This window comes from Aerophototrophica crusticola (assembly GCF_012913305.1).
In the GTDB taxonomy this organism is placed as follows: Bacteria; Pseudomonadota; Alphaproteobacteria; order Azospirillales; family Azospirillaceae; genus Niveispirillum; species Niveispirillum crusticola.
The window spans coordinates 833,759-852,415 of record NZ_CP051775.1 but is presented as its reverse complement, the minus strand read 5'-3'; the positions used below and the strand labels follow the sequence as shown (position 1 = coordinate 852,415).

General features: G+C 69.1%; 28 protein-coding genes. 5 read left to right on the top strand and 23 right to left on the bottom strand.

The genetic code is table 11. The features are described from left to right. The first annotated feature begins 10 nt into the window (after positions 1-10). The gene (locus HHL28_RS04125) at positions 11-934 is read left to right on the top strand and encodes an MBL fold metallo-hydrolase (protein WP_075770005.1); all 924 of its coding nucleotides are present in this window, start codon (positions 11-13) and stop codon (positions 932-934) included. A gap of 142 nt (positions 935-1,076) precedes the next feature. Here HHL28_RS04125 and HHL28_RS04120 read toward each other — a convergent pair whose 3' ends face one another. The 7 genes from HHL28_RS04120 to HHL28_RS04090 form a co-directional block, all read right to left on the bottom strand. After that, positions 1,077-1,820, bottom strand: a complete 744-nt coding sequence (locus HHL28_RS04120; RefSeq protein ID WP_075770004.1) for a phosphocholine cytidylyltransferase family protein — start codon at positions 1,818-1,820, stop codon at positions 1,077-1,079. A gap of 160 nt (positions 1,821-1,980) precedes the next feature. Beyond that, on the bottom strand, positions 1,981-2,643 hold the full coding sequence (locus tag HHL28_RS04115) for a Fe2+-dependent dioxygenase (protein ID WP_075770003.1): 663 nt from the start codon (positions 2,641-2,643) through the stop codon (positions 1,981-1,983). Next, positions 2,640-3,026, bottom strand: a complete 387-nt coding sequence (locus HHL28_RS04110; protein WP_404326461.1) for a glyoxalase superfamily protein — start codon at positions 3,024-3,026, stop codon at positions 2,640-2,642. The genes HHL28_RS04115 and HHL28_RS04110 overlap by 4 nt, the downstream gene beginning before the upstream one ends. A gap of 4 nt (positions 3,027-3,030) precedes the next feature. Further along, positions 3,031-3,450 carry an NUDIX hydrolase gene (locus tag HHL28_RS04105; protein WP_075770002.1) on the bottom strand — a complete coding sequence of 140 codons (420 nt, stop codon included), beginning with the start codon at positions 3,448-3,450 and terminating at the stop codon, positions 3,031-3,033. Next, the gene (locus tag HHL28_RS04100; RefSeq protein ID WP_075770001.1) at positions 3,434-3,751 is read right to left on the bottom strand and encodes a CcdB family protein; all 318 of its coding nucleotides are present in this window, start codon (positions 3,749-3,751) and stop codon (positions 3,434-3,436) included. Before HHL28_RS04100 ends, HHL28_RS04105 begins: the two co-directional genes overlap by 17 nt. Then, positions 3,751-4,002 (bottom strand): type II toxin-antitoxin system CcdA family antitoxin, encoded by a 252-nt coding sequence (locus tag HHL28_RS04095; protein ID WP_075770000.1) that lies wholly within the window; start codon positions 4,000-4,002, stop codon positions 3,751-3,753. Before HHL28_RS04095 ends, HHL28_RS04100 begins: the two co-directional genes overlap by 1 nt. A gap of 30 nt (positions 4,003-4,032) precedes the next feature. Continuing rightward, positions 4,033-4,503 carry an Lrp/AsnC family transcriptional regulator gene (locus HHL28_RS04090; protein ID WP_075769999.1) on the bottom strand — a complete coding sequence of 157 codons (471 nt, stop codon included), beginning with the start codon at positions 4,501-4,503 and terminating at the stop codon, positions 4,033-4,035. A gap of 151 nt (positions 4,504-4,654) precedes the next feature. Here HHL28_RS04090 and ald point away from each other — a divergent pair, with 151 nt between their 5' ends. Beyond that, positions 4,655-5,767: an alanine dehydrogenase gene (gene ald / locus HHL28_RS04085; protein WP_075769998.1), complete on the top strand. Its 1,113-nt coding sequence runs from the start codon at positions 4,655-4,657 to the stop codon at positions 5,765-5,767. 78 nt (positions 5,768-5,845) lie between these two features. Here the strand turns inward: ald and HHL28_RS04080 are convergent, their stop codons facing one another. The 10 genes from HHL28_RS04080 to HHL28_RS04045 form a co-directional block, all read right to left on the bottom strand. Further along, a complete protein-coding gene (locus tag HHL28_RS04080; protein ID WP_075769997.1) occupies positions 5,846-7,018 on the bottom strand; it encodes a GNAT family N-acetyltransferase in 1,173 nt (390 codons plus the stop codon). A gap of 234 nt (positions 7,019-7,252) precedes the next feature. Beyond that, positions 7,253-7,720, bottom strand: coding sequence for a RidA family protein (locus tag HHL28_RS04075; RefSeq protein WP_075769996.1), 468 nt, complete (start codon positions 7,718-7,720; stop codon positions 7,253-7,255). A 148-nt stretch (positions 7,721-7,868) separates the two neighbouring features. Then, positions 7,869-9,563 carry an ArnT family glycosyltransferase gene (locus HHL28_RS04070; RefSeq protein WP_169654752.1) on the bottom strand — a complete coding sequence of 565 codons (1,695 nt, stop codon included), beginning with the start codon at positions 9,561-9,563 and terminating at the stop codon, positions 7,869-7,871. After that, positions 9,560-9,916, bottom strand: coding sequence for a lipid-A-disaccharide synthase N-terminal domain-containing protein (locus HHL28_RS04065; protein WP_075769995.1), 357 nt, complete (start codon positions 9,914-9,916; stop codon positions 9,560-9,562). The genes HHL28_RS04070 and HHL28_RS04065 overlap by 4 nt, the downstream gene beginning before the upstream one ends. Before the next feature lie 3 nt (positions 9,917-9,919). Further along, positions 9,920-10,057 carry a hypothetical protein gene (locus tag HHL28_RS18300; protein ID WP_404326456.1) on the bottom strand — a complete coding sequence of 46 codons (138 nt, stop codon included), beginning with the start codon at positions 10,055-10,057 and terminating at the stop codon, positions 9,920-9,922. Beyond that, on the bottom strand, positions 10,054-10,632 hold the full coding sequence (locus tag HHL28_RS04060) for a glycosyltransferase family 2 protein (protein ID WP_404326454.1): 579 nt from the start codon (positions 10,630-10,632) through the stop codon (positions 10,054-10,056). Before HHL28_RS04060 ends, HHL28_RS18300 begins: the two co-directional genes overlap by 4 nt. Positions 10,633-10,908: 276 nt before the next feature. After that, positions 10,909-11,292 carry an isochorismatase family protein gene (locus tag HHL28_RS18295; protein ID WP_404326868.1) on the bottom strand — a complete coding sequence of 128 codons (384 nt, stop codon included), beginning with the start codon at positions 11,290-11,292 and terminating at the stop codon, positions 10,909-10,911. Beyond that, complete coding sequence (locus tag HHL28_RS18290; RefSeq protein ID WP_404326452.1) at positions 11,211-11,531, bottom strand: isochorismatase family protein; 321 nt, start codon at positions 11,529-11,531, stop codon at positions 11,211-11,213. The genes HHL28_RS18295 and HHL28_RS18290 overlap by 82 nt, the downstream gene beginning before the upstream one ends. 180 nt (positions 11,532-11,711) lie before the next feature. Further along, positions 11,712-12,188 carry a nucleoside deaminase gene (locus tag HHL28_RS04050; RefSeq protein WP_075769992.1) on the bottom strand — a complete coding sequence of 159 codons (477 nt, stop codon included), beginning with the start codon at positions 12,186-12,188 and terminating at the stop codon, positions 11,712-11,714. 262 nt (positions 12,189-12,450) lie between these two features. Further along, positions 12,451-12,843: a hypothetical protein gene (locus tag HHL28_RS04045; RefSeq protein ID WP_404326450.1), complete on the bottom strand. Its 393-nt coding sequence runs from the start codon at positions 12,841-12,843 to the stop codon at positions 12,451-12,453. A gap of 135 nt (positions 12,844-12,978) precedes the next feature. Between HHL28_RS04045 and HHL28_RS04040 the strand changes: the two genes are divergently transcribed. After that, positions 12,979-13,128, top strand: a complete 150-nt coding sequence (locus HHL28_RS04040) for a hypothetical protein (RefSeq protein ID WP_169654750.1) — start codon at positions 12,979-12,981, stop codon at positions 13,126-13,128. 637 nt (positions 13,129-13,765) lie between these two features. Here the strand turns inward: HHL28_RS04040 and HHL28_RS04035 are convergent. The 3 genes from HHL28_RS04035 to HHL28_RS04025 form a co-directional block, all read right to left on the bottom strand. Further along, a complete protein-coding gene (locus HHL28_RS04035) occupies positions 13,766-14,029 on the bottom strand; it encodes a fatty acid desaturase (protein WP_404326867.1) in 264 nt (87 codons plus the stop codon). Next, a complete protein-coding gene (locus HHL28_RS18285; RefSeq protein ID WP_404326865.1) occupies positions 13,971-14,450 on the bottom strand; it encodes a fatty acid desaturase in 480 nt (159 codons plus the stop codon). Before HHL28_RS18285 ends, HHL28_RS04035 begins: the two co-directional genes overlap by 59 nt. A 324-nt stretch (positions 14,451-14,774) precedes the next feature. Continuing rightward, complete coding sequence (locus tag HHL28_RS04025; protein WP_075769988.1) at positions 14,775-15,377, bottom strand: 2-hydroxychromene-2-carboxylate isomerase; 603 nt, start codon at positions 15,375-15,377, stop codon at positions 14,775-14,777. A gap of 242 nt (positions 15,378-15,619) precedes the next feature. Between HHL28_RS04025 and HHL28_RS04020 the strand changes: the two genes are divergently transcribed. After that, positions 15,620-15,808: a hypothetical protein gene (locus tag HHL28_RS04020; protein WP_075769987.1), complete on the top strand. Its 189-nt coding sequence runs from the start codon at positions 15,620-15,622 to the stop codon at positions 15,806-15,808. Between the two features lie 36 nt (positions 15,809-15,844). On the opposite strand, the gene HHL28_RS18280 is transcribed toward HHL28_RS04020, so the two are convergent. From HHL28_RS18280 to HHL28_RS18270, 3 genes are read right to left on the bottom strand one after another with little or no spacing between them, the layout of a single operon-like run. After that, positions 15,845-16,093, bottom strand: coding sequence for an SDR family oxidoreductase (locus tag HHL28_RS18280; RefSeq protein WP_404326448.1), 249 nt, complete (start codon positions 16,091-16,093; stop codon positions 15,845-15,847). After that, complete coding sequence (locus tag HHL28_RS18275) at positions 16,060-16,287, bottom strand: Rossmann-fold NAD(P)-binding domain-containing protein (RefSeq protein ID WP_404326446.1); 228 nt, start codon at positions 16,285-16,287, stop codon at positions 16,060-16,062. Before HHL28_RS18275 ends, HHL28_RS18280 begins: the two co-directional genes overlap by 34 nt. Positions 16,288-16,313: 26 nt before the next feature. Further along, complete coding sequence (locus HHL28_RS18270) at positions 16,314-16,529, bottom strand: SDR family NAD(P)-dependent oxidoreductase (RefSeq protein ID WP_404326444.1); 216 nt, start codon at positions 16,527-16,529, stop codon at positions 16,314-16,316. Positions 16,530-16,717: 188 nt separating this feature from the next. On the opposite strand from HHL28_RS18270, the gene HHL28_RS04010 reads away from it, so the two are divergent. Continuing rightward, positions 16,718-18,514 (top strand): acyl-CoA dehydrogenase, encoded by a 1,797-nt coding sequence (locus tag HHL28_RS04010; protein ID WP_075769985.1) that lies wholly within the window; start codon positions 16,718-16,720, stop codon positions 18,512-18,514. Positions 18,515-18,657 lie beyond the last annotated feature (143 nt).

Sequence of the window (18,657 nt, the reverse complement as noted above, 5' to 3'; positions counted from 1 at the left end):
ATGCACCCCCATGTTCCAGATCACCTTCCTGGGCACCGGCGCCACGGTGCCGAGCGCCGAGCGGGGCCTGTCGTCCCTGCTGGTGGAGCATGGCCAGACCCGGTACCTCGTGGATTGCGGCGAGGGCACGTTGCGCCAGATGCGGGCGGCCCATGTGGGGCTGCGGCGCCTGGACGTGGTGCTGTTGACCCATGGCCATCTGGACCATGTGCTGGGCCTGGCCAGCCTGGCGGGGACGCTGGAGCTTTGGCACCAGGGTGACCGGCTGGATATCCATGGCGGCAAGGACGCGCTGGAGATGGCGCGGGTGCTGATGGAGAAGGTCACCTTCCCCGACGGCCACCCGGGGCTGGACGTCACCTACCATCCCCTGTCGCCCGGGTGCTTCCGTGACCGGGACGGGGTGCGGGTCAGCGCCTTCCCCGTGCGGCACCACGATACGGACAGCTTCGGCTTCCTGTTCGAGGAGGCGGCCCACCAACCCCTTGACGGGGACAAGCTCGACTCAGCAGGCGTCCCCAACGGCCCGCCGCGGCAGGCCCTTGCCCGGGGTGAGCCGGCCACCCTGCCGGACGGGCGCACCATCACCCCGACGGAGGTGCTGGGCGAACCGGAACGCGGGGCCCGGCTGGCGGTGGTGGGCGACACGGAGGACGCCGGTGCCCTGGCCGACGCGGTGCGCGGCGTGGACGTGCTGGTGATCGAGGCCACCTACCGCACGAAGGACAAGCCCACCGCCCGCGGGCGCGGCCACCTGACGGTGAAGGACGCGGCCACCCTGGCGAAGGCGGCGGGGGTGGGCCGGCTGGTCCTGACACACCAGTCCGACCGCTATGACCCGGAGGAGGTGCTGGCGGAGGCGCGCTGCTTCTTCCCGGAAACCACCATCGCCAAGGATTTCGACCGGGTGCGGGTTGAGGCCCAGCCGAGGTGACCGGTCAGTTGAATGCCCCGCGTTTGGCAACACGCCACGGCGGCGACCGGCGCCGCGCGCACCCGTGTGCGCTTAAGCCAAGCTGCGGATGCGGCAAGCCTGCCCCGGACCCCGATCCGGGGGCGCTTGAGGAAAACAAGACCTAAGCCCGGGCCATCCAGCCGGCGGTCAGCTCCGTGTTGCGCTCCACGTCGGCGGGGAAGTCCATCTCCCCCCACTCCAGCCCCTCGATGGAGGCGGTGGCGACATGGGTCCCGGCCTTGGCCATCCCGTCGATCACCGACAGGTACCAGCGGCGCAGGCCCTCCGGCGTGCGCAGGGTGCGCTCCACGCAGTCGGCGAACTCCCGCCCGCCCTCGGGGGAGAAGCGCAGGAAGCCGATGGATTCGCCGTTGACGATGCTGGGGTCCAGGGTCTTGCCGATGGACAGCAGCCGCCCGTCCGGGGCCGTCTGCACCTTCATGTCGTCGGCGTCGTAACCGTCCTTGCGGTCGATGGTGACCGTCACCGGGGCGGTTGGCGACTCCAGCAGGCGGCGAGCGATGGCCGGCTCGAACAGCGTGTCGCCGTTAAGGATTAGGAACCCGTCCGTCATCTCATGCCGGGCGACCCAGCAGCTCGCCGTGTTGTCGGCCAGGGCGTAGAAGGGGTTGTACAGGGTGCGGGACCGGATGCCCGGGACGGCCATGGCCTCCAGCGCCGCCTCCACCGTGTCGGCCCGGAAGCCGGTGACCACCACCGCCTCCTCCACCCCGCAGGCGGCAAGGGCGCGCACCTGCCATTCCAACAGGGAGCGGCCGGACAGGTCGATCAGGCATTTGGGCCGGTCGGCGGTCAGCGGCATCAGCCGCTTGCCCTGGCCGGCGCTGAGGATGATGGCTTTCACGGGACGGGAAACCTTCGGCGACAGCAAGTTGCGGGGACTATAGCCAAATGGAGGCCCGTCCGCGCTACGACATTCGGGATGGCTCTTCACGTTGCCAGAGGATGGGGACGCGGGCCGGCCACCTCAACACCCCCTCATGGGCAGGAGACCTGCGGCCGGGTCAATCCTCCGCCCACTTCCGCAGCAGGTTGGACAGGCATTTGGACAGCAGGTCGAATTCCGCCGACTTGCCCCCCGCCTTGAACAGGGCATGGCGGGCCGTGTCCAGGTCGAACAGCAACTCCCGGTCGGCCGGGTCGCGGACGAAGGAGCGGATCCAGCCCACGACGCACAGCCGCTCACCCCCCGTGACCGGGGCCACATGGTGCAGGGTGGTGGACGGGTAGAAGATGCCGGAGCCGGCAGGCAGCTTGTAGCCCATCTCCCCCGCCGCCGTTTCCATGACCAGCTCCCCGCCTTTGTAGCTGTCGGGGTCGGCCAGGAAGATGGTGAAGGACACGTCGGTGCGGACGCCGCCCATCAGCGCGTCGTCCACATGGCTGCCGTAATGCTGGCCGTTGCCGTAGCGGCTGAACAGGATGGGGCCGAAGGCCTTGGGCCGGGCGGCCATGGCCACCACTGGGTTGGCGCGGACCACCCGCTCCACCTCCGCCCGCAAATCGGCATGGGCCGGGTCGTCGGGGCGGAGCTGCTCGTTCTCCTTTACCAGCTTGGCATGCCAGCCGGCGGTGGCGGCGCCGGGCTGGAAGCGTGCGGCACCCAACCGCTCCCGGAAGGCGGCGACCTGTTCCGGGGTGAGGACGTTGGCGACGGGGAGGATCATGGCGGGGCCTGGTCGTCAGCGGGATATTCGCAGAAGCGGAGGCGGTTGCCGAACGGGTCGGTGAGCTGCAGCTCCCGCCCCCAATCCTGGGGCACGATCGCCGGCCTCTGGTAGGGATAGGGACGCCCCTCCAGCTCCGCAAGCAACGCGTCAAGGCCGCGCAAGGGGACGAACAGCACCGTGCCCGGCGTGCCGTCGCCATGGTGCTCGCTGAGGTGCAGCACCAGGGGCCCGCGGGAAACCTGCATGTAGAGGGGGTAACCGTGGCCGAACCGGTGCTCCCAGTCCACCACCATGCCCAGCCAGTCCCGGTAGAACTCCAGCGCCTTCTCCACCGAGAAGATGCGCAAGACCGGGATGGCAGGTTCGAATTTCACGGACATGGGATCAGCCCCCGCGGGTCAGCAGGTGGGCCAATGCCGTGTGGGTGGCCAGGGTCAGGGGCTGCGGCAGGGCGTCCAGCTCGAACCAGCCGCAGCCGCCCAGGGCGTCCGGCTCTTGCACCGTCGGCTCCCCGGCCGTGATGTGGGCGCGGTAGGTGGGGGCGACCCAATGGGTGCGGGCCTGCGGGTCGATCTGGTCCAGGACGCAGAGCAGGCCGTCCAGCCGGATGGTGACGCCCAGCTCCTCCGCCACCTCCCGCACGATGGCCGTTTCCAGTGGTTCCAGGAAGTCCACCTTGCCGCCGGGCAGGCCCCAATGGCCGGCCTCCGGGTCCCGCTTGCGCAGGACCAGCAACAGCTTCCCATGGTGCAGGATGAAGGCGCCCACGCCGACGCGGGGCTGGGGGTCAGGTGGGGTGGCCACGGCTTAGCACCAGGTCGATGGCGTTGATCAGTTTCTCCGCGTCGTCGGAGAGGTTGGTGACCACCTCACCCAGGACGTTCATGGGGATGGCGGAAATCAAATGTGGGAGAAAGTGTAAGGAATGCCCCACAATGTTGAAGACAGGAAACATGGCAGGATAGACGATGAATCCCGCCGCATCACCAAATGGACAGGCAAGCCGCCGGTCCCATTTGTTCAACAAGCCGGACTGGACGACCACAAAAAAAGGGAACTGCCTGCGAGAGCGGCCGATGTTCCTGTGGACGTCATATTGGTGCATCAGTGAATCCCGAACTCATCAGAAGGCAAGAGCTTGTCCTTCTGCCATTCGTTCATCAGCTCCATTTGCCTGTCCATGATTTCCTGGAGAGAGGCGCGTTCCCAACGCTCCACCTCTGCACGGATTGCATCCTCATTCCCCGATGACACGTCGATGCAGAATGCTTTGGCCCGCTCCAGCAGGGCGGGGTCAAGTCCGGCAACTTTCCTGATCGCGCCCATGCGTGCCTCCAACCAGTTCAAGGCCATCATCCCACGGCCCCCTCCCCCGTGGCAACGTCCCTACCCCATGGGCAGCGCCGTGCGCTTGGCGACGGTGCGCAGGGTGAAGCTGCTGCGGACGCGGGCGACGCCGGGCAGGCGGGTCAGGGTCTGGGTGTGCAGGCGCTCATAGTCGCTGCCGTCGGCCACCAGCACCCGCAGCAGATAGTCGCTGTCGCCAGCCATCAGGTAGCACTCCATCACCTCCGGGCATTCCATCACCCGCGCCTCGAAGGCGCGCAGGTCCTGTTCCTGTTGCCGGTCCAGGGTGATCTGCACGAAGACGCTGGTGCCCCGGCCCAGCGCCGCCCCGTTCAGCAGGGCCACATAGCCTTCGACCACCCCTTCCTCCTCCAACCTGCGCAGGCGGCGGTGGCAGGCGGAGGGGGAAAGGCCGACCTTGTCCGCCAGGTCGGCGTTGGAGACGCGGCCGTCCGCCTGGATGCAGTCCAGGATACGCCGGTCCAGGGAATCAAGCTCGATTTTGCGCATTGCAGCAAGACCTAGGGCAGAGTCTTCGACGGATCGGCCGAACCGCGCACGATCCTGCGAAAAGGAGGCATGGCTGCGCCCGCCTTTGCAAGGACATTCACAGGTCTTCGGCGTATCCTTGCGCCCATAATCCGGACAGGGAGTGGGACCAATGCTCGTCGGCGTGCCGAAAGAGATCAAGAATCATGAGTACCGGGTGGGCCTGACCCCCGGCAACGTGCGCCAGTTGACCGCCCATGGGCACCAGGTGATCGTGCAGAAGGATGCCGGCACCTCCATCGGCCTGGCCGACGACCAGTATGTGGCCGCCGGCGCCCGCATCGTGGACAGCGCCCAGGAGATCTTCGCCGCCGCCGACATGGTGGTGAAGGTGAAGGAGCCGCAGCCCCATGAGTGCAAGATGCTGCGCGAGGGCCAGGTCCTGTTCACCTACCTGCACTTGGCCCCCGATCCGGAGCAGACCAAGCTGCTACAGGAATCCGGCGCCATCTGCATCGCCTATGAGACGGTGACCGATCGCAACGGCGGCCTGCCCCTGCTGGCCCCCATGTCCGAGGTGGCCGGCCGCATGTCCATCCAGGCCGGCGCCCACTGCCTGGAGAAGTCCTACGGCGGCATCGGCATCCTGCTGGGCGGCGTGCCCGGCACGCCCCCGGCCAAGGTCGCCATCATCGGCGGCGGCGTGGTCGGCACCAACGCCGCCCGCATGGCCATCGGCCTGGAAGCCTATGTGACCGTCCTGGACAAGAGCCTGGACCGGCTGCGCCTGCTGGACATGCAGTTCGGCCGCCGGCTGAACACCGTCTATGCCAACGTGGACACCATCGAGCAGGCGGTGCTCGAGGCCGACCTGGTGATCGGCGCCGTGCTGGTGCCGGGCGCCGAGGCGCCGAAGGTGGTCACCCGCGACATGATCGGCCGCATGAAGAAGGGCTCGGTCCTGGTGGACGTGTCCATCGACCAGGGCGGCTGCTTCGAGACCAGCCGCGCCACCACCCATGCCGACCCGACCTATGTGGTGGACGGCGTGATCCACTATTGCGTGGCCAACATGCCGGGTGCGGTCGCCCGCACCAGCACCTTCGCCCTGAACAACGCCACCGCGCCCTTCACCCTGGCGCTGGCGGACAAGGGCTGGCAGCGCGCCCTGGCCGACGACGTGCACCTGCGCAACGGCCTGAACGTGTTCCGCGGCAAGCTCACCCACCCCGGCATCGCCCATTTGGGCCCCGTGGTGGCGCCGGAGCAGGCCATCGGCATGTGATCCCAGCCAGTTAGGTTGGGATGCGGAGCGGCCCGGCGGGGAGACCTGCCGGGCCGTTTTCGAATTCGAAAGTGCGATTCAGCCCTCCCCGTCCTTCCGGTACGGGCTTTCCTCGCCATAGGCCTGGATCGTGGCTTCCATGGCGGGGGTTTCCCGTTCCAGGAAATCGGCCACCGCCCGGCGCAGGCCCGGGTGGGTGATGTAGTGGGCGCTGTAGGTGGGGACCGGCAGGTAGCCGCGCTGGATCTTGTGCTCCCCTTGCGCGCCCGCCTCGACCCGCTTCAGGCCGTGCTCGATGGCGAACTCGATGGCGCGGTAGTAGCAGCATTCGAAATGCAGGTAGGGGTATTCCCCCGCCCCACCCCAATTGCGGCCGTACAGCGTGTCCGCCCCGATCAGGTTCAGGGCCCCGCCCACCCAGCGCCCGCCGTCGCGGGCCATGACTAGCAGAACCTTGTCGGGCATCGCTTCCCCCAGCAGGTGGAAGAAGCGCTTGGTCAGGTAGGGGGAACCCCATTTGCGGTCGCTGGTGGCACGGTACAGCTTGTCGAACGCGTCCCAGTGCTCCGGCTTCAGGTCGGGGCCGGTGAGGGACAGGATTTCCAGCCCGCTGTCCGCCACCTCCCGCCGTTCCTTCCTCACCGCCTTGCGCTTGCGGGAGGAGAAGGCCGCCAGGAAGTCGTCGAAGTCCGTGTAGCCCCGGTTTTCCCAGTGGAACTGGGTGCCCAGCCGTTGCAGCCAGCCGGCTTCCCCGAACTCCTCATGCTCCTCCGCCGTGGTGAAGGTGGCGTGGACGGAGGACAGGCGGTTCTGCCGGGCGATGGTGGCCAGGGCATCCATCATGGCGCGGCGGGTGCCGGCGGGGGCTTGCGCATGGGTCAGCAGGCGCGGGCCCGGCACCGGGGTGAAGGGCACCGACACCTGGAGCTTGGGGTAATAGCGCCCACCGGCCTGGTTCAGGGCGTTGGCCCAGCCATGGTCGAAGACGTATTCCCCCTGGGAATGGGTCTTCACGTACAGCGGCGCGCAGCCCACCAGCCTGCCCGCCGCGTCACGCACGGTCAGGTGCTGCGGGCCCCAGCCGGTCCCCTCCCCCACCGACCCGCTCTCTTCCAACAGGCGCAGGAAGGTATGGCCGACGAAGGGGTTGGCGGTACCGGCGCAGGCGTCCCAGTCGGCCGGGGGCACGTCGGCAACGCGGTCGACAAGGGCGACGGACAGGGTCTGGGGCTGGTCGGGTCCGGCGGACATGGGCCCTCGGGCTTCCGGGATGACTTCCCGCATGTAGCACGATGCCGGGCTTGGGCAAGGAAGGTAGTCGAGATGCTGACGCTACGGATCGCGCCATCCCGACTGCTTCCCCCGCGAAGGCGGGGGACCACAGGTCTTCAGCCACGGCACCGCCAAGCACCGGGTCAAGAACCGTGGACCCCCGCCTGCGCGGGGGAAACAAGGAAAGCTGCGGTGGGCCTGCGGCCCCCCCACTCACTGCACCTCGAGGATCGCCTCGACCTCCACCGCCACGCCCAGCGGCAGGGAGGCGGCGCTGACGGCGGAGCGGGCGTGCTTGCCGGCGTCGCCGAAGACCTCCTGCATCAGCTCGGAGGCGCCGTTGATCACCTTGGGCTGGTCGGTGAAGTCAGGGGTGGAGTTGACGAAGCCCACCAGCTTGACCACGCGGACCACCCGGTCCAGGTCGCCGTCCAGGGCGGCCTTGGCCTGGGCGATGATGTTCAGGCCGCAGAGGCGGGCGGCCTGCTTGCCGGCTTCCACGTCCAGCTCGGCGCCCAGCTTGCCGATGAACTTGACCTCACCGTTGAACACGGTGATCTGGCCGGAGGTGAACAGCAGGTTGCCCGTGCGGATGACCGGCACATAGGCCGCGACAGGGGCCGCCGCCTTGGGCAGCTCGATGTCCAATTCCTTCAGGCGAGCGTCGATGCGACCGGCCATGGTGTCCCTCCTTGGTTGGTTGTTGGGGCGGGACAGTAAGCAGGGCGCGACCTCCCGAAAAGGCCGGAATGCGCAACCCTCGTAGGTCGGATTAGGAGCCGGCAGGCTCCGTAATCCGACGGCCCCGCGTTGGACCTGGGATGTCGGATTACGCTTCGCTAATCCGACCTACGACGCAGGCGCCCAGCGTGTAGAAGCGCAGGGTCGCCGGCTTGCCGCGGGAGTAGTTGAAGCCTTGCAGCTCGGCCACCTGCCGGGGGACAGGCCCTTGGCGGACAGGGTCTGCTGGAACAGGGTTTCCTCCTCCCCCGTGGTCACCAGGCCAAGGGCGCAGGCGGGGTTGTGGCCAGGTGGTCGCGACCATGGCGCCCGTTGCCGAGGCGGGTCTTGGTCCCACCAGGAAGACCATGCTGGGCTCCGTATAGCCAGCGGCGCGCCAGCAGGGTGTCCGGGCAGGGCTTGTGCTGGTCCACCACCGCCTTGACCTGCGGGCTGAGCCACATGGGTCAGGTTCGGCCAGCACACCACGCCGTGGACGGCGACATAGGTCAGGATGGCGCCGGCAACGCCGCCCAGCAGCAGGCGGTTGGGCTCCCGCCCCGTTTCCAGCACCAGCACGGCCACCCCCGTGCAGAGGAATCACCGCCCCGCCCAGCAGGGCCAGCGGCAGCACGCTGCCGGTGAGCTGGTAGGGGAAGCCGGCGATGATGGCGGCGAACGCCAGCGTCACGGCCATGTAGAGGAAGCCGGCCAGGGCCAGCAGCCAGGCTTGCGCACCACCCGGCCGCGTGCCGGTCCAGCGCCGCCGGCGGCGGTCAGGGCGGCGATGGCGGGGAAGGTGACGACGGTAGTGGGAAGCTTGGTCACCACCGCCTCGAAGACCAGCCAGGTCGGGATGATCCAGGCGAGGCAGAAGCGCACCGCCGGCTCCGACCGGTTGCGCCAGATCCAGGGCAGCGCCAACACCGCCAGCAGCGACCAGGGCCAGAAGGTCAGCCAGAAGGTGGCGAGGTAATAGCCGGGCGGGCCGCCATGGTTCTCCTGCCCCGTGCCGGCCTTGCCGAGGAACTCGTGCCCAATGGCGTAGCTGAAAGAAGGCGCCCTGGGTCTGGATGCCGATGGCCACCAGCCAGGGCAGCACCACCGCCAGCATCACCGGGATGCCGATGCCGGGGCGCAGGCGCCGCAGCCAGTCCGCCCCGCCGCTCCACCGCCAGCAGGGCCAGGATGGTGCCGCCGGTGACCATGAAGATGATCGGGCCCTTGACCAGGATGCTGAGGCCCATGGCGAGCCAGAAGGCCAGCACCAGGCCAGGGGCGGCGGGATGGGCTTTTCCCGGTCCAGGTAGATGCGGGCCAGCACGCCCTGCGCCGCCACGATGGTGGCCAGCAACACGGCGTCCGTCTTGGCCATGCGGGCCTCGACGCCCAGGATCACCGTGCAGGCCATGGCAAGGCCGGCGGCCAGCCCCACTGTCGCCCCGAACAGGCGGCTGGCGGTCCAGGCGGTCAGCAGCACGGCGGCGATGGCGCCCAGCAGGGACGGGATGCGGTACATCCAGATGGCGCCATGCTCCGCCCCGCCGGTCAGCAGGCTGACGCTGGCCGCCTGCATCCAGTAGATGCCCACCGGCTTCTTGTGCCGGGCCTCTTCCTGGTAGCGGATGTCCACGAAAGTCTCGGGTTTCCAGCATCTGGTGGCTGGCCTGGGCATAGCGGCTCTCATCCGGTCGAAGGGCGGGATGGTGGCGAAGCCCGGCAGGAAGCAGGCGAGGCTGACCAGGACCAGCAGGGCCCAATGGATGGGGGTCAGGCGGGTCAGCCGGTGGGGCGCGTGGGTCATTCGGCCGCCGCCTCCCGCACCGCTTCCTCCCGCGCGTCCACGCTGCCCAGGCGGCGCTTCTCCCGCCGGATCAGCACGATGTTGCGGCTGTAGATGACGAGGGCGGGCAACTGGCCGACGATGATCACCAGGTCCGGCCGCAGCACGCCATAGACCACCAGCATCATCCCGCCGCCCAGGCTGAAGTACCAGAAGGCCTCCGGCACCACGGACCGCCCCGCCCGCTCGCTGCTGACCCACTGGATCACGAAGCGCATCATGAACATGATCTGGGCGGACAGGCCGAACAGCACTAGCCAGCCCTTGTCCGCGATGGCGGCGTGCCACCAGGCCTCGATATGGGTCCAGATCATGGCTCAGACCTCGGGTGCTGCCGGCGGCAAGGTGGTCCGGCGCAGCAGCCAGACGACGCCGAACAGGTCGAACAGGCCGACGAAGGCGCGGCCCAGGTTGGTGTATTTGGACGTGCCCGCCGCCCGCAGCCTGTCGTTCACCAACAGGTTCGCGTAACGGTGGCCGTGGCCCTGCACCAGGGCCGGGAAGAAGCGGTGCATGCCGTTGAAGAAGGGCAGGCCAGCAGCACGTCGCGGCGGATCAGCTTCAGCCCGCAGGCCGTGTCCGGGCAGGCGTCATGCAGCAGGGCGCGGCGGATGCCGTTGCCGGTGCGCGACGCGATCTTCTTCCACACGGTGTCCTGCCGCCGCCGCCGGTTGCCGGCCACCAGGGCCAGGGCGGGGTCGGCGGCGATGAGTTCCAGCATCCGGGGGACGTCGGCGGGGTCGTTCTGCCGTCCCCGTCCATGGTCACCACCCAGTCCCCCCGCGCGGCGCGGGCGCCGCTGCGCAGGCGGCGGACTTGCCCGACTTGGCCGCATGGCGCAGCACCCGGACCATGGGAACCTGGCCTTCGCCTCACACAGACGGGCCGGCGTGTCGTCGGTGGAGCCGTCATCAACGAACACCACCTCGAAGGCTGGGCCGGCGGACAACGCCGCCACCAGCTCCTCCACCAGCGGCAGGATGTTGTCCTGCTCATTCAGGACAGGGATGACGACCGAATAGGAAACCAAGGGACCCTCACCCGGGACGGCGCGCAAGGCACCCCACTGCGCCGCGTCATAGCCCGAACGGACGGTACCGCGCCAGTGACGGTTTCCGGGGACGGCCTGCCATGGGGCGCATGGCGGGGAAATCGCCAAGGTAGGTGAACCACCGTTGCCGCAGAGACAACGCATCCCCCGCGAAGGCGGGGGTCCACGGTTTTTGACCCCATCAGCAGCGGAACCGTCGCAAAAGAACTGTGGGCCCCCGCCTTCGCGGGGAAGCAGGAAAAAGCCTGCCGTGAGTCAACCGATCTCCCCGCTCTGCACCACCCCCACCCCCGCCGCCCGCAGCCGGGCCATGGCGGCGGCGAGGGAGCCGTTGAGGTCGATGGCGCGGCAGCCATCCTCCACGACCACCGCTTGGAAGCCGCAGCGAACAGCGTCCTCCGCCGAGAAGGCGACGCAATAGTCGGTGGCCAGGCCGGCGAAGACACAGCGGGTGAAGCCCCGTTCCCGGAGATAGCCGGCGAGGCCCGTGGCGGTGCGCCGGTCGTTCTCGAAGAAGGCGGAGTAGCTGTCGATGGCGGGGCGGAAGCCCTTGCGGATCACCAGCTCGGCCTCGGTCGCCTCCAGCCCCGGGTGGAAGTCGGCGCCCGCCGTGCCCTGGACGCAGTGGTCGGGCCACAGGGTCTGCTGGCCATAGTCCAGCCTGACCTCGGAGAAGGGTGCCAGGCCGTGGCGGCTGGCGAAGCTGGCATGTTCGGGGCGTGCCAGTCCTGGGTCAGCACCACATGGCGGAACCGGCGCACCAAGGCGTTCGCAACCGGCACCACCGCGTCCCCGTCCGGCACGGCCAGGGCGCCGCCGGGGCAGAAGTCGTTCTGGATGTCGATGAGGATGAGGACGTCGGTGTCGGTGGGGTGCATGGACTTTCCTCCGTTCCTTCTCCTTGGGGAGAAGGTGGCGCGCCAGCGCCGGATGAGAGCCTGCCCCGCGAAGGCGGGGGAGGTGGGCGTAGGGCGAGACGCAAACCCTGTCGTCGGCCTGCTCCCGTCTGCCTCACCCGCCTCGCTTCGCTCGGCACCCTCTCCCCAGGGAGAGGGAACCTAGTACGGGATCTTGTCCGTCTTGTCCGCCCAGGCCTTGAACACGTCCAGCGCCGCGTCGGACGGCTGGTGGATGCAGGGGACGGCACGGGCGGTGGGGGGAAGGGCCACCTGGGCGTAGAGTTCCGCGTCGTCGAAGCCGATGTCGGCGGCTTGGTCCCGGGTGTTGGCATAGACGATCCGGTCCAGCCGGGCCCACAGGCTGGCGGCCAGGCACATGGGGCAGGGCTCGCAACTGGCATAGAGCACGCCGCCGCGCAGGTCGAAGCGGTTCAGCTTGGCGCAGGCTTCCCGGATGGCGACCACCTCCGCATGGGCGGTGGGATCGTTGGTGCTGGTGACACGGTTCCACCCCTCCCCCACCACCTGACCGTCCAGCACGACCACCGCCCCGAACGGCCCCCCGGCGCCGGAATCCATGCCCTTGCGGGACAGGTCGGCGGCATGGCGGAGGTAATGGGCGTCGCGGTCGGTCATGGGGCATCCCGTGGTCGTGCCGTAGGTCGGATTAGCGGAGCGTAATCCGACAGCCATCGGCTGGGCCAACGTCGGATTACGGTGCTAGCGCACCTAATCCGACCTACGGGCAGGGCGCAACCGCGTCGGCTTTGAAACTGTTTCGCTTCAGCTGAATTGCAGCATCGACGGGGCCTTGTGGATGATCTCTTCCAGGATCATCTCCGCCGTGTCCAGGTCGCCCTGGAGCTTGTCGCCCAGCTTGCCGGCATATTCGGGCGCTTCAGCTTTTCCGCCGCCTCGTACAGGCTGCGCAGCTCAGACACGAAGATTTCCCGCGCGCCGATGGGCAGCATGGTCTTGGCAGACAGGACGAAGAAGAAGCGCGCATGCTGGCCCGCACCAGCACGCCCAGCATCATGGTGTCCAGGCGGGCATATTCCTCCTGAAGGTCGTCGGCGCGGACGGCCTCCAGGTTCTTCAGCCGGCCCTCGATCAGGATGCACAGGGCCTTGAATTCCCCCACCTTGGCGCGGAAGTCGTTATAGGCCTGGAAGCTGTCCTTGGCCGCCTCATCCTCCGCCAGCTTGGCCAGGCGCAGGGCGTCGCGCGCCTGGCGCTCCAGCGCGTTGAGCAGGTCCTGGACTTCCTTGCGGGTGTAGGTGCGCTTGATCACGGCATACCGGGGGTGGGCTGCGGCGGCACTGTATAGCCCGTCCGGGCGGGCGGCGGAAGCAGGCGGGCGGCACCCCCGCCAGCCCATCGTTTGGACCTTGGCACCGAGCGCCGCGCGGGGGATGGATGGGGTGTCATGACCCTTCACCCCGCCTTGTCCGCCTTCTGTCTGGAGATTTGCCGGCCGGCCTTCTGGGCCTGCTTCGGGCTGTCGTTCCTGGCCAGCGCCGCGACCGTGCTGGCCGGGGGGGCGGTGGCGCGGGGGTCGCGGCGAACAGCCCCGTGACGCTGGCCGAGTCCGTGGCGATCCTCAGCCTGTTCGGGCTGGCGATCCCGCAGCTGCTGCTGCCGGCCGAGGGCGGGACCGTGGATGGCGCCCGCTTCGCCGGCGCGACCGCGGCCGTCGTCCTGGCCTTCACGGGCGTGCCGCTGGGGTTGGCGGTCGGCAGTGCCCTGGGACCGTTCGGATCGGTGGAGACGGGTCCTTTCCGCCCCTGGGGCCACGTCGCGGCGCTGCTGCTGATGGGCTGGCCGACCCTGCTGCTGGCCTGCGCCCTGGCCTTCGCGCGCGGGCGGGTGACGGGCAATGCCTGGGCTGGGCGGCTGGCGATACTGGGGCTGCTGGCCTGGTGGCTGGGGGGCCAGGTCTTCATGGTGGGGCCGGACTGCCGCGGCACCGCGGCCCTGGCGGACCCGTCCGGCCTGCGCGCCCTGGCGGAGGCGACGCGCTATTGGTCGGTGCAGGAGCGGAACAGCCTGCCCGTGCCGCTGGAAGGCGGGCTGCTGCTGAACCGGCTGCTGTGGCTGGGGTGGCCCTGTCGGCGATGGCGCTGGGCCTTGGCTTCGACCGGCTGCGCGCCCGCCCCGTCAGCCCGCCGCGCTGAGCGCCATGCCCTGCTGCCACGCCCGCACCCGCGGGTCCATCACCCGGTGCCAGAGGGGCGGCACCAGGGCCAGCAGGACCATGCCGGAATAGCCGGTGGGCATCTGCGGACTCTGCGGTTCCGGCTGCAACTCGGCGAAGCCTTGCCGGCATGGGTATGGTGGTCGGCATGGAGGCCCAGGTTGAACAAGGTCCAGTTGGTCAGCCGGTGGGCCGAGTCCCAGCTGTGCCGGGGGCGCACCGGCTCATAGGCGCCGGGCCGGGTGGGCCGCCGCTCCAGCCCGTAATGCTCCACATAGTTCACCGTCTCCAGCAGTTGCACCGCCACTAGGGCCTGGAGCAGGAAGAACAGCAGGGCCAGGGCCCGAGGAACGCCAGGACCAGGGCCGGCAGGCCGAGCTGGACGGCCGCGTACCAAAGCATCCGGTTGCGCCAGGACCAGGTTCCGTGGCCGCGGCGGGCCAGCCGCTCCGCCTCCAGGGTCCAGGCGCTGCGCCACTGGGCCGGGATGGTCCGGGCATAGAAGCATAGACCCCCTCCCCCAGCCGGGCCGTGGCCGGGTCGTCCGGGGTGGCCACGCGGCGGTGGTGGCCGTGCACATGCTCGATCCGGAAATGGGCGTAGAGGGTGAGGCTGAGCAGCGCGACACCCAAACCCCGCTCCCAGGCATGGCGGCGGTGGACCAGCTCATGCGCCGTGTTGATGCCGATCCCGCCGGAGACCATGCCCACCGCCAGCGCCGTCGCCCACACCTCCCACCAGGCGAGGGCACGGTGGCAACGATCCACAGGCCGTAGCCCACCACGAAGCCAACCACCGGCAACACCAGCCAGGTCAGCAGCCCCAGCAGGCCCTGCGTCACCGGCCCCACGCGTCGGGGCCGCAGGTCTGGCGGCACCACCAGGTCCAGCAGCACGGCCACGCCCAGGCTCCAGGCCGGGGCCAGGAAGATCCAGGGCCCGCCCCAGGTGAGGCCCAGCACCGCCAGGATCGGCGGCAGGAAGGTGAACCAGGCATGCAGGAGCAACAGCATCCGACCCCTCCCCCGGTTACCAACCGCCGGTCCGCAGCCAGTCCGCCACCTGGGGCAGCCGGTCCACGCCCCAGAAAGGCTCATCCCCCACCAGGAAGAAGGGGGAGCCGAAGACGCCCCGGGCGATGGCGGAATCCGTCTCCCGCCGCAGCCGGTCCTTCACGGCCGGGTCCTGCATGCCGGAGTCCAGGTCGTCCCGGTTGATGTCCAGGCTGGCGGCCACGTCCAGCACGTTCTCCGGCAGGGCCATGTCCCGCCCCTCCGCCCAATGGGCGGCGAAGACGGCCTTCGCCAACGATGATGCCAGGTGCGGATCCCGCTGCTCCGCCCAATAGACGGCGCGGGCCGCGGCCAGGGAGGCGAAGGGCGACGGCATGGGCAGGTGCAGCTCCACCCCCAGCCTGCGGGCGAAGCGGGGCACGTCCCGCAGCAGGTAGTCGCCCACCAGGGGACGCTGCAGGTTGGGCGCGCTGCCCGTGGCCCTGAACACCACCCCCAGCAGGATGGGCCGCCAGACCACGTCACAGCCGGTGTCGGCCGCCAACTGGTCCATCTGCGTCGCCGCCAGATAGCCGTAGGGCGACGCGAAATCGAAGTAGAAGGTCACGTTCTTGCGCATGGCCGCGCTTCCATCCCCGTTCGGCAGGTCTTTGGCCTGCCTTGGCCCTGATCCTGCGCCCCGCCGCGGCCTGGGGCAAGGGTCAGGCGCGGCGGATGGCCGCGCAGGGCACCCTAACCCTTTGGATCAATGACCGGCCAAATGACCCGTGGCATGGGTAGCCCGCCAACAACTTTGGATTTTAGGCAAAGACGACCTACGCCCGCCCAGGGCGGGTCGCCCGCGCCGACGGAGCCGAACCCGTGAGCTACGACCGCATCCTGTCCGCCGTGGAAGACCTGGACGCCGCCCTCAGCCTGCTGGAAAGGGTGTCCCACCTGTCCCGCCTGCCCAGCCGCCGCGCCCTGGATGAGGCCGCGGCCCAGATGGCGGAGGCCGCCCGCCTGATCCAGGCAGCCAATTCCGGAATGGATCTGCGGGCGTCGGCCTGAACGACGCCCGCCGGGGGATCGGTCAGGGACCGCGGGTCACCAGGGAATTTCGCGGCCGTCATGGCCGAAGAAGCAGCCAGTGACCTCCATCCCCGCCCGGGCGATGACCCGCCGCATGCCGGCGACGCTGTCGGTGGGCTTCACCGGGGCGTTGGCGCCGCCCATGTCGGTCTGCACCCAGCCGGGATGCAGGACGATGCAGCAGATGTTCCGATCCCGCAGGTCCACCGCCAGGCTCTTGTTGCCCATGTTCAGGGCGGCCTTGGAGACGCGGTAAGCGTACATGCCGCCGGATTCGTTCTCCCGATGCTGCCGAGCTGGCTGGTGATGCTGGCCACCTTGGGCGCCTTGGACTTGGCCAGGTTCTCCCGCAGGGCCAGGACAAGCAGCAGCGGGGCCAGGGTGTTGACCCGCATGGTGTGCAGCCAACCCTCCACGTCGATGCCGTCCTTGGACTGGCGCGGGAATTCCGGCCCCATGACGCCGGCGTTGTTGACCAGCAGGTCTACCGCCTCCCCGCCCAGCCCTGCGCGAAGGCCTGGATCGAGGCGGGGTCCGCGACCTCCAGCGCCCGTACCTCCACCCCCTTGGTGGCGGACAGGTCGGCGGCCTTGGCCGGATCACGGGTCGTGGCGATGACCCGCCAGCCGTCCGCGGCATACTGGCGCGCGAACTCCAGGCCGATGCCGCGGTTCGCGCCGGTGACGATGACGGTGGGCATGCTTCCTCCAAGGAACCTTGCGGGCGTTTTCCGGACAGCCTAGCGATGGCGCCCAGGGCTGTCACCCCGGGTTGAGCGGCCTTCCCCCCCGGCCCTTGTCCGGCCGCGCGCTTCCGGCCATGTTACGGCCCGGGCGGGCACGGCACCCCGCCTTTCGAATTCGAAAAGCCGGGAGGGGTTTGCTCGCCATGATTCCGTACAACGCGCCGATCCAGGACATGCGCTTCACGCTCAACCATGTGGTGGGCCTGCCCAAGGTGGCGGAGCTGCCCGGGTTCGACGCGGTCACCCCCGACCTGGTGGACGCCGTGCTGGAAGAGGCGGGCAAGCTGGCCCGGGACGTGCTGGCGCCCCTGAACTGGGTGGGCGACCAGGAGGGCGCGACGCTGGAGAACGGCGTCGTCCGCACCGCCACCGGCTTCCGCGACGCCTATTTGAAGTATGTGGAGGGCGGCTGGAACAGCGTGCCCTTCAGCCCGGACTATGGTGGGCAGGGCCTGCCCTGGACCCTGGCCCTACCGATCCAGGAGATGTGGCAGAGCGCCAACATGAGCTTCAGCCTCTGCCCCATGCTGAACCAGGGGGCGGTGGAGCTGCTGACGGCCCATGGCTCCGAGGAGCAGAAGCGCCTGTACCTGGAGAAGATGATCACCGGGGAGTGGACGGGCACCATGAACCTGACGGAGCCGCAGGCCGGTTCCGACGTGGGTGCCGTCCGCACCAAGGCCGTGCCACAGGGCGACGGCAGCTACAGGATCAGCGGCCAGAAGATCTACATCACCTTCGGTGAGCATGACTTCACCGACAACATCATCCACCTGGTCCTGGCCCGCACGCCCACCGCCCCGGCGGGCATCAAGGGCATCAGCCTGTTCGTGGTGCCCAAGTTCCTGGTGAACGCCGACGGCAGCCTTGGCGACCGCAACGACCTGCGCTGCGCGGGGCTGGAGCACAAGCTGGGCATCCATGCCAGCCCCACCGCCGTGATGGCCTATGGCGACAACGATGCGTGCGTCGGCTACCTCGTCGGTGAGGAGAACCGCGGCATCGAGTACATGTTCACCATGATGAACAACGCCCGGCTGGGCGTGGGCATGCAGGGCGTGGCCATCGCCGAGCGCGCCTACCAGCAGGCCCGCGACTATGCCAAGGGCCGGGTGCAGAGCCGCGCCTTGACCGGCAAGGACCCCAACCCGGTCGCCATCATCAACCACCCGGACGTGCGGCGCATGCTGCTGTCCATGAAGAGCCAGGTGGAGGCGGCCCGCGCGCTGGCCTACCTGACCGCCTTCGCCCTGGACAACGCCCACAACAACCCGGACGCCGAGGCGCGCAAGCACTATGCCGGGCTGAATGACCTGCTGACCCCCATCTGCAAGGCCTGGTGCACCGACCTGGGCGTGGAGCTGACCAGCATCGGCGTGCAGGTCCATGGCGGCATGGGCTTCATCGAGGAGACGGGCGCCGCCCAGCATTTCCGCGACGCCCGCATCGCCCCGATCTATGAGGGCACCAACGGCATCCAGGCCAACGACCTGGTGTTCCGCAAGGTGATCCGCGACGGCGGGGCCGCCGCCTTCGCCCTGCTGGCGGACATCAAGAACGTGGCAGCCCAGGCCAAGGACGGCCCGGGCGACGACCTGGCCACCATCGGCACCAACTTGCAGGCCGCCGCCCACGCGGTGGAGCAGGCGACGACGTGGCTGCTGGAAGCCGGCAAGGCCGACCCGGTGGCCGCGGCGTCCGGTGCGGTGAACTACCTGCGCATGTTCGGCGTCACCATCGGCGGTTACCTGACCGCCAAGGGCATGATGGCCGCGGTGGAGCAGCAGCGCGACCCGTCCGCCGACCACAAGTTCCTGGATGCCAAGCTGGTCACCGGCCGCTTCTATGCCGACCAGGTGCTGCCGACGACCCTGGGCCTGCTGAAGCCCATCGTGGAGGGGCATCGCAGCGTCATGGCCCTGGCAGAGGACCAGTTCTGAGGTCACGCCTACGCGCCTGACGCGCGACAGTTGAGTTTCACCCTACACTAGGCGACAGTGGCGCACCCCCGCCGCTGTCGCCTTTTGCTTTGCGCCCTATCCTCCCTGCCTTCCTGTCCCTGCTTCTCGGCACGGCGGCCCTG

Bases quoted from the DNA above. Each gene is read 5' to 3' on its own strand.
- HHL28_RS04125 (WP_075770005.1), top strand. From the start codon at position 11: ATGTTCCAGATCACCTTCCTGGGCACCGGCGCCACGGTGCCGAGCGCC.
- HHL28_RS04115 (WP_075770003.1), bottom strand. From the start codon at position 2,643: ATGATCCTCCCCGTCGCCAACGTCCTCACCCCGGAACAGGTCGCCGCC.
- HHL28_RS04110 (WP_404326461.1), bottom strand. From the start codon at position 3,026: ATGTCCGTGAAATTCGAACCTGCCATCCCGGTCTTGCGCATCTTCTCG.
- HHL28_RS04100 (WP_075770001.1), bottom strand. From the start codon at position 3,751: ATGCACCAATATGACGTCCACAGGAACATCGGCCGCTCTCGCAGGCAG.
- HHL28_RS04095 (WP_075770000.1), bottom strand. From the start codon at position 4,002: ATGATGGCCTTGAACTGGTTGGAGGCACGCATGGGCGCGATCAGGAAA.
- HHL28_RS04090 (WP_075769999.1), bottom strand. From the start codon at position 4,503: ATGCGCAAAATCGAGCTTGATTCCCTGGACCGGCGTATCCTGGACTGC.
- ald (WP_075769998.1), top strand. From the start codon at position 4,655: ATGCTCGTCGGCGTGCCGAAAGAGATCAAGAATCATGAGTACCGGGTG.
- HHL28_RS04080 (WP_075769997.1), bottom strand. From the start codon at position 7,018: ATGTCCGCCGGACCCGACCAGCCCCAGACCCTGTCCGTCGCCCTTGTC.
- HHL28_RS04075 (WP_075769996.1), bottom strand. From the start codon at position 7,720: ATGGCCGGTCGCATCGACGCTCGCCTGAAGGAATTGGACATCGAGCTG.
- HHL28_RS04070 (WP_169654752.1), bottom strand. From the start codon at position 9,563: ATGACCCACGCGCCCCACCGGCTGACCCGCCTGACCCCCATCCATTGG.
- HHL28_RS04065 (WP_075769995.1), bottom strand. From the start codon at position 9,916: ATGATCTGGACCCATATCGAGGCCTGGTGGCACGCCGCCATCGCGGAC.
- HHL28_RS18290 (WP_404326452.1), bottom strand. From the start codon at position 11,531: ATGCACCCCACCGACACCGACGTCCTCATCCTCATCGACATCCAGAAC.
- HHL28_RS04050 (WP_075769992.1), bottom strand. From the start codon at position 12,188: ATGACCGACCGCGACGCCCATTACCTCCGCCATGCCGCCGACCTGTCC.
- HHL28_RS04040 (WP_169654750.1), top strand. From the start codon at position 12,979: ATGACCCTTCACCCCGCCTTGTCCGCCTTCTGTCTGGAGATTTGCCGG.
- HHL28_RS18285 (WP_404326865.1), bottom strand. From the start codon at position 14,450: ATGGTCTCCGGCGGGATCGGCATCAACACGGCGCATGAGCTGGTCCAC.
- HHL28_RS04025 (WP_075769988.1), bottom strand. From the start codon at position 15,377: ATGCGCAAGAACGTGACCTTCTACTTCGATTTCGCGTCGCCCTACGGC.
- HHL28_RS18280 (WP_404326448.1), bottom strand. From the start codon at position 16,093: ATGTACGCTTACCGCGTCTCCAAGGCCGCCCTGAACATGGGCAACAAG.
- HHL28_RS18275 (WP_404326446.1), bottom strand. From the start codon at position 16,287: ATGGGGCCGGAATTCCCGCGCCAGTCCAAGGACGGCATCGACGTGGAG.
- HHL28_RS18270 (WP_404326444.1), bottom strand. From the start codon at position 16,529: ATGCCCACCGTCATCGTCACCGGCGCGAACCGCGGCATCGGCCTGGAG.
- HHL28_RS04010 (WP_075769985.1), top strand. From the start codon at position 16,718: ATGATTCCGTACAACGCGCCGATCCAGGACATGCGCTTCACGCTCAAC.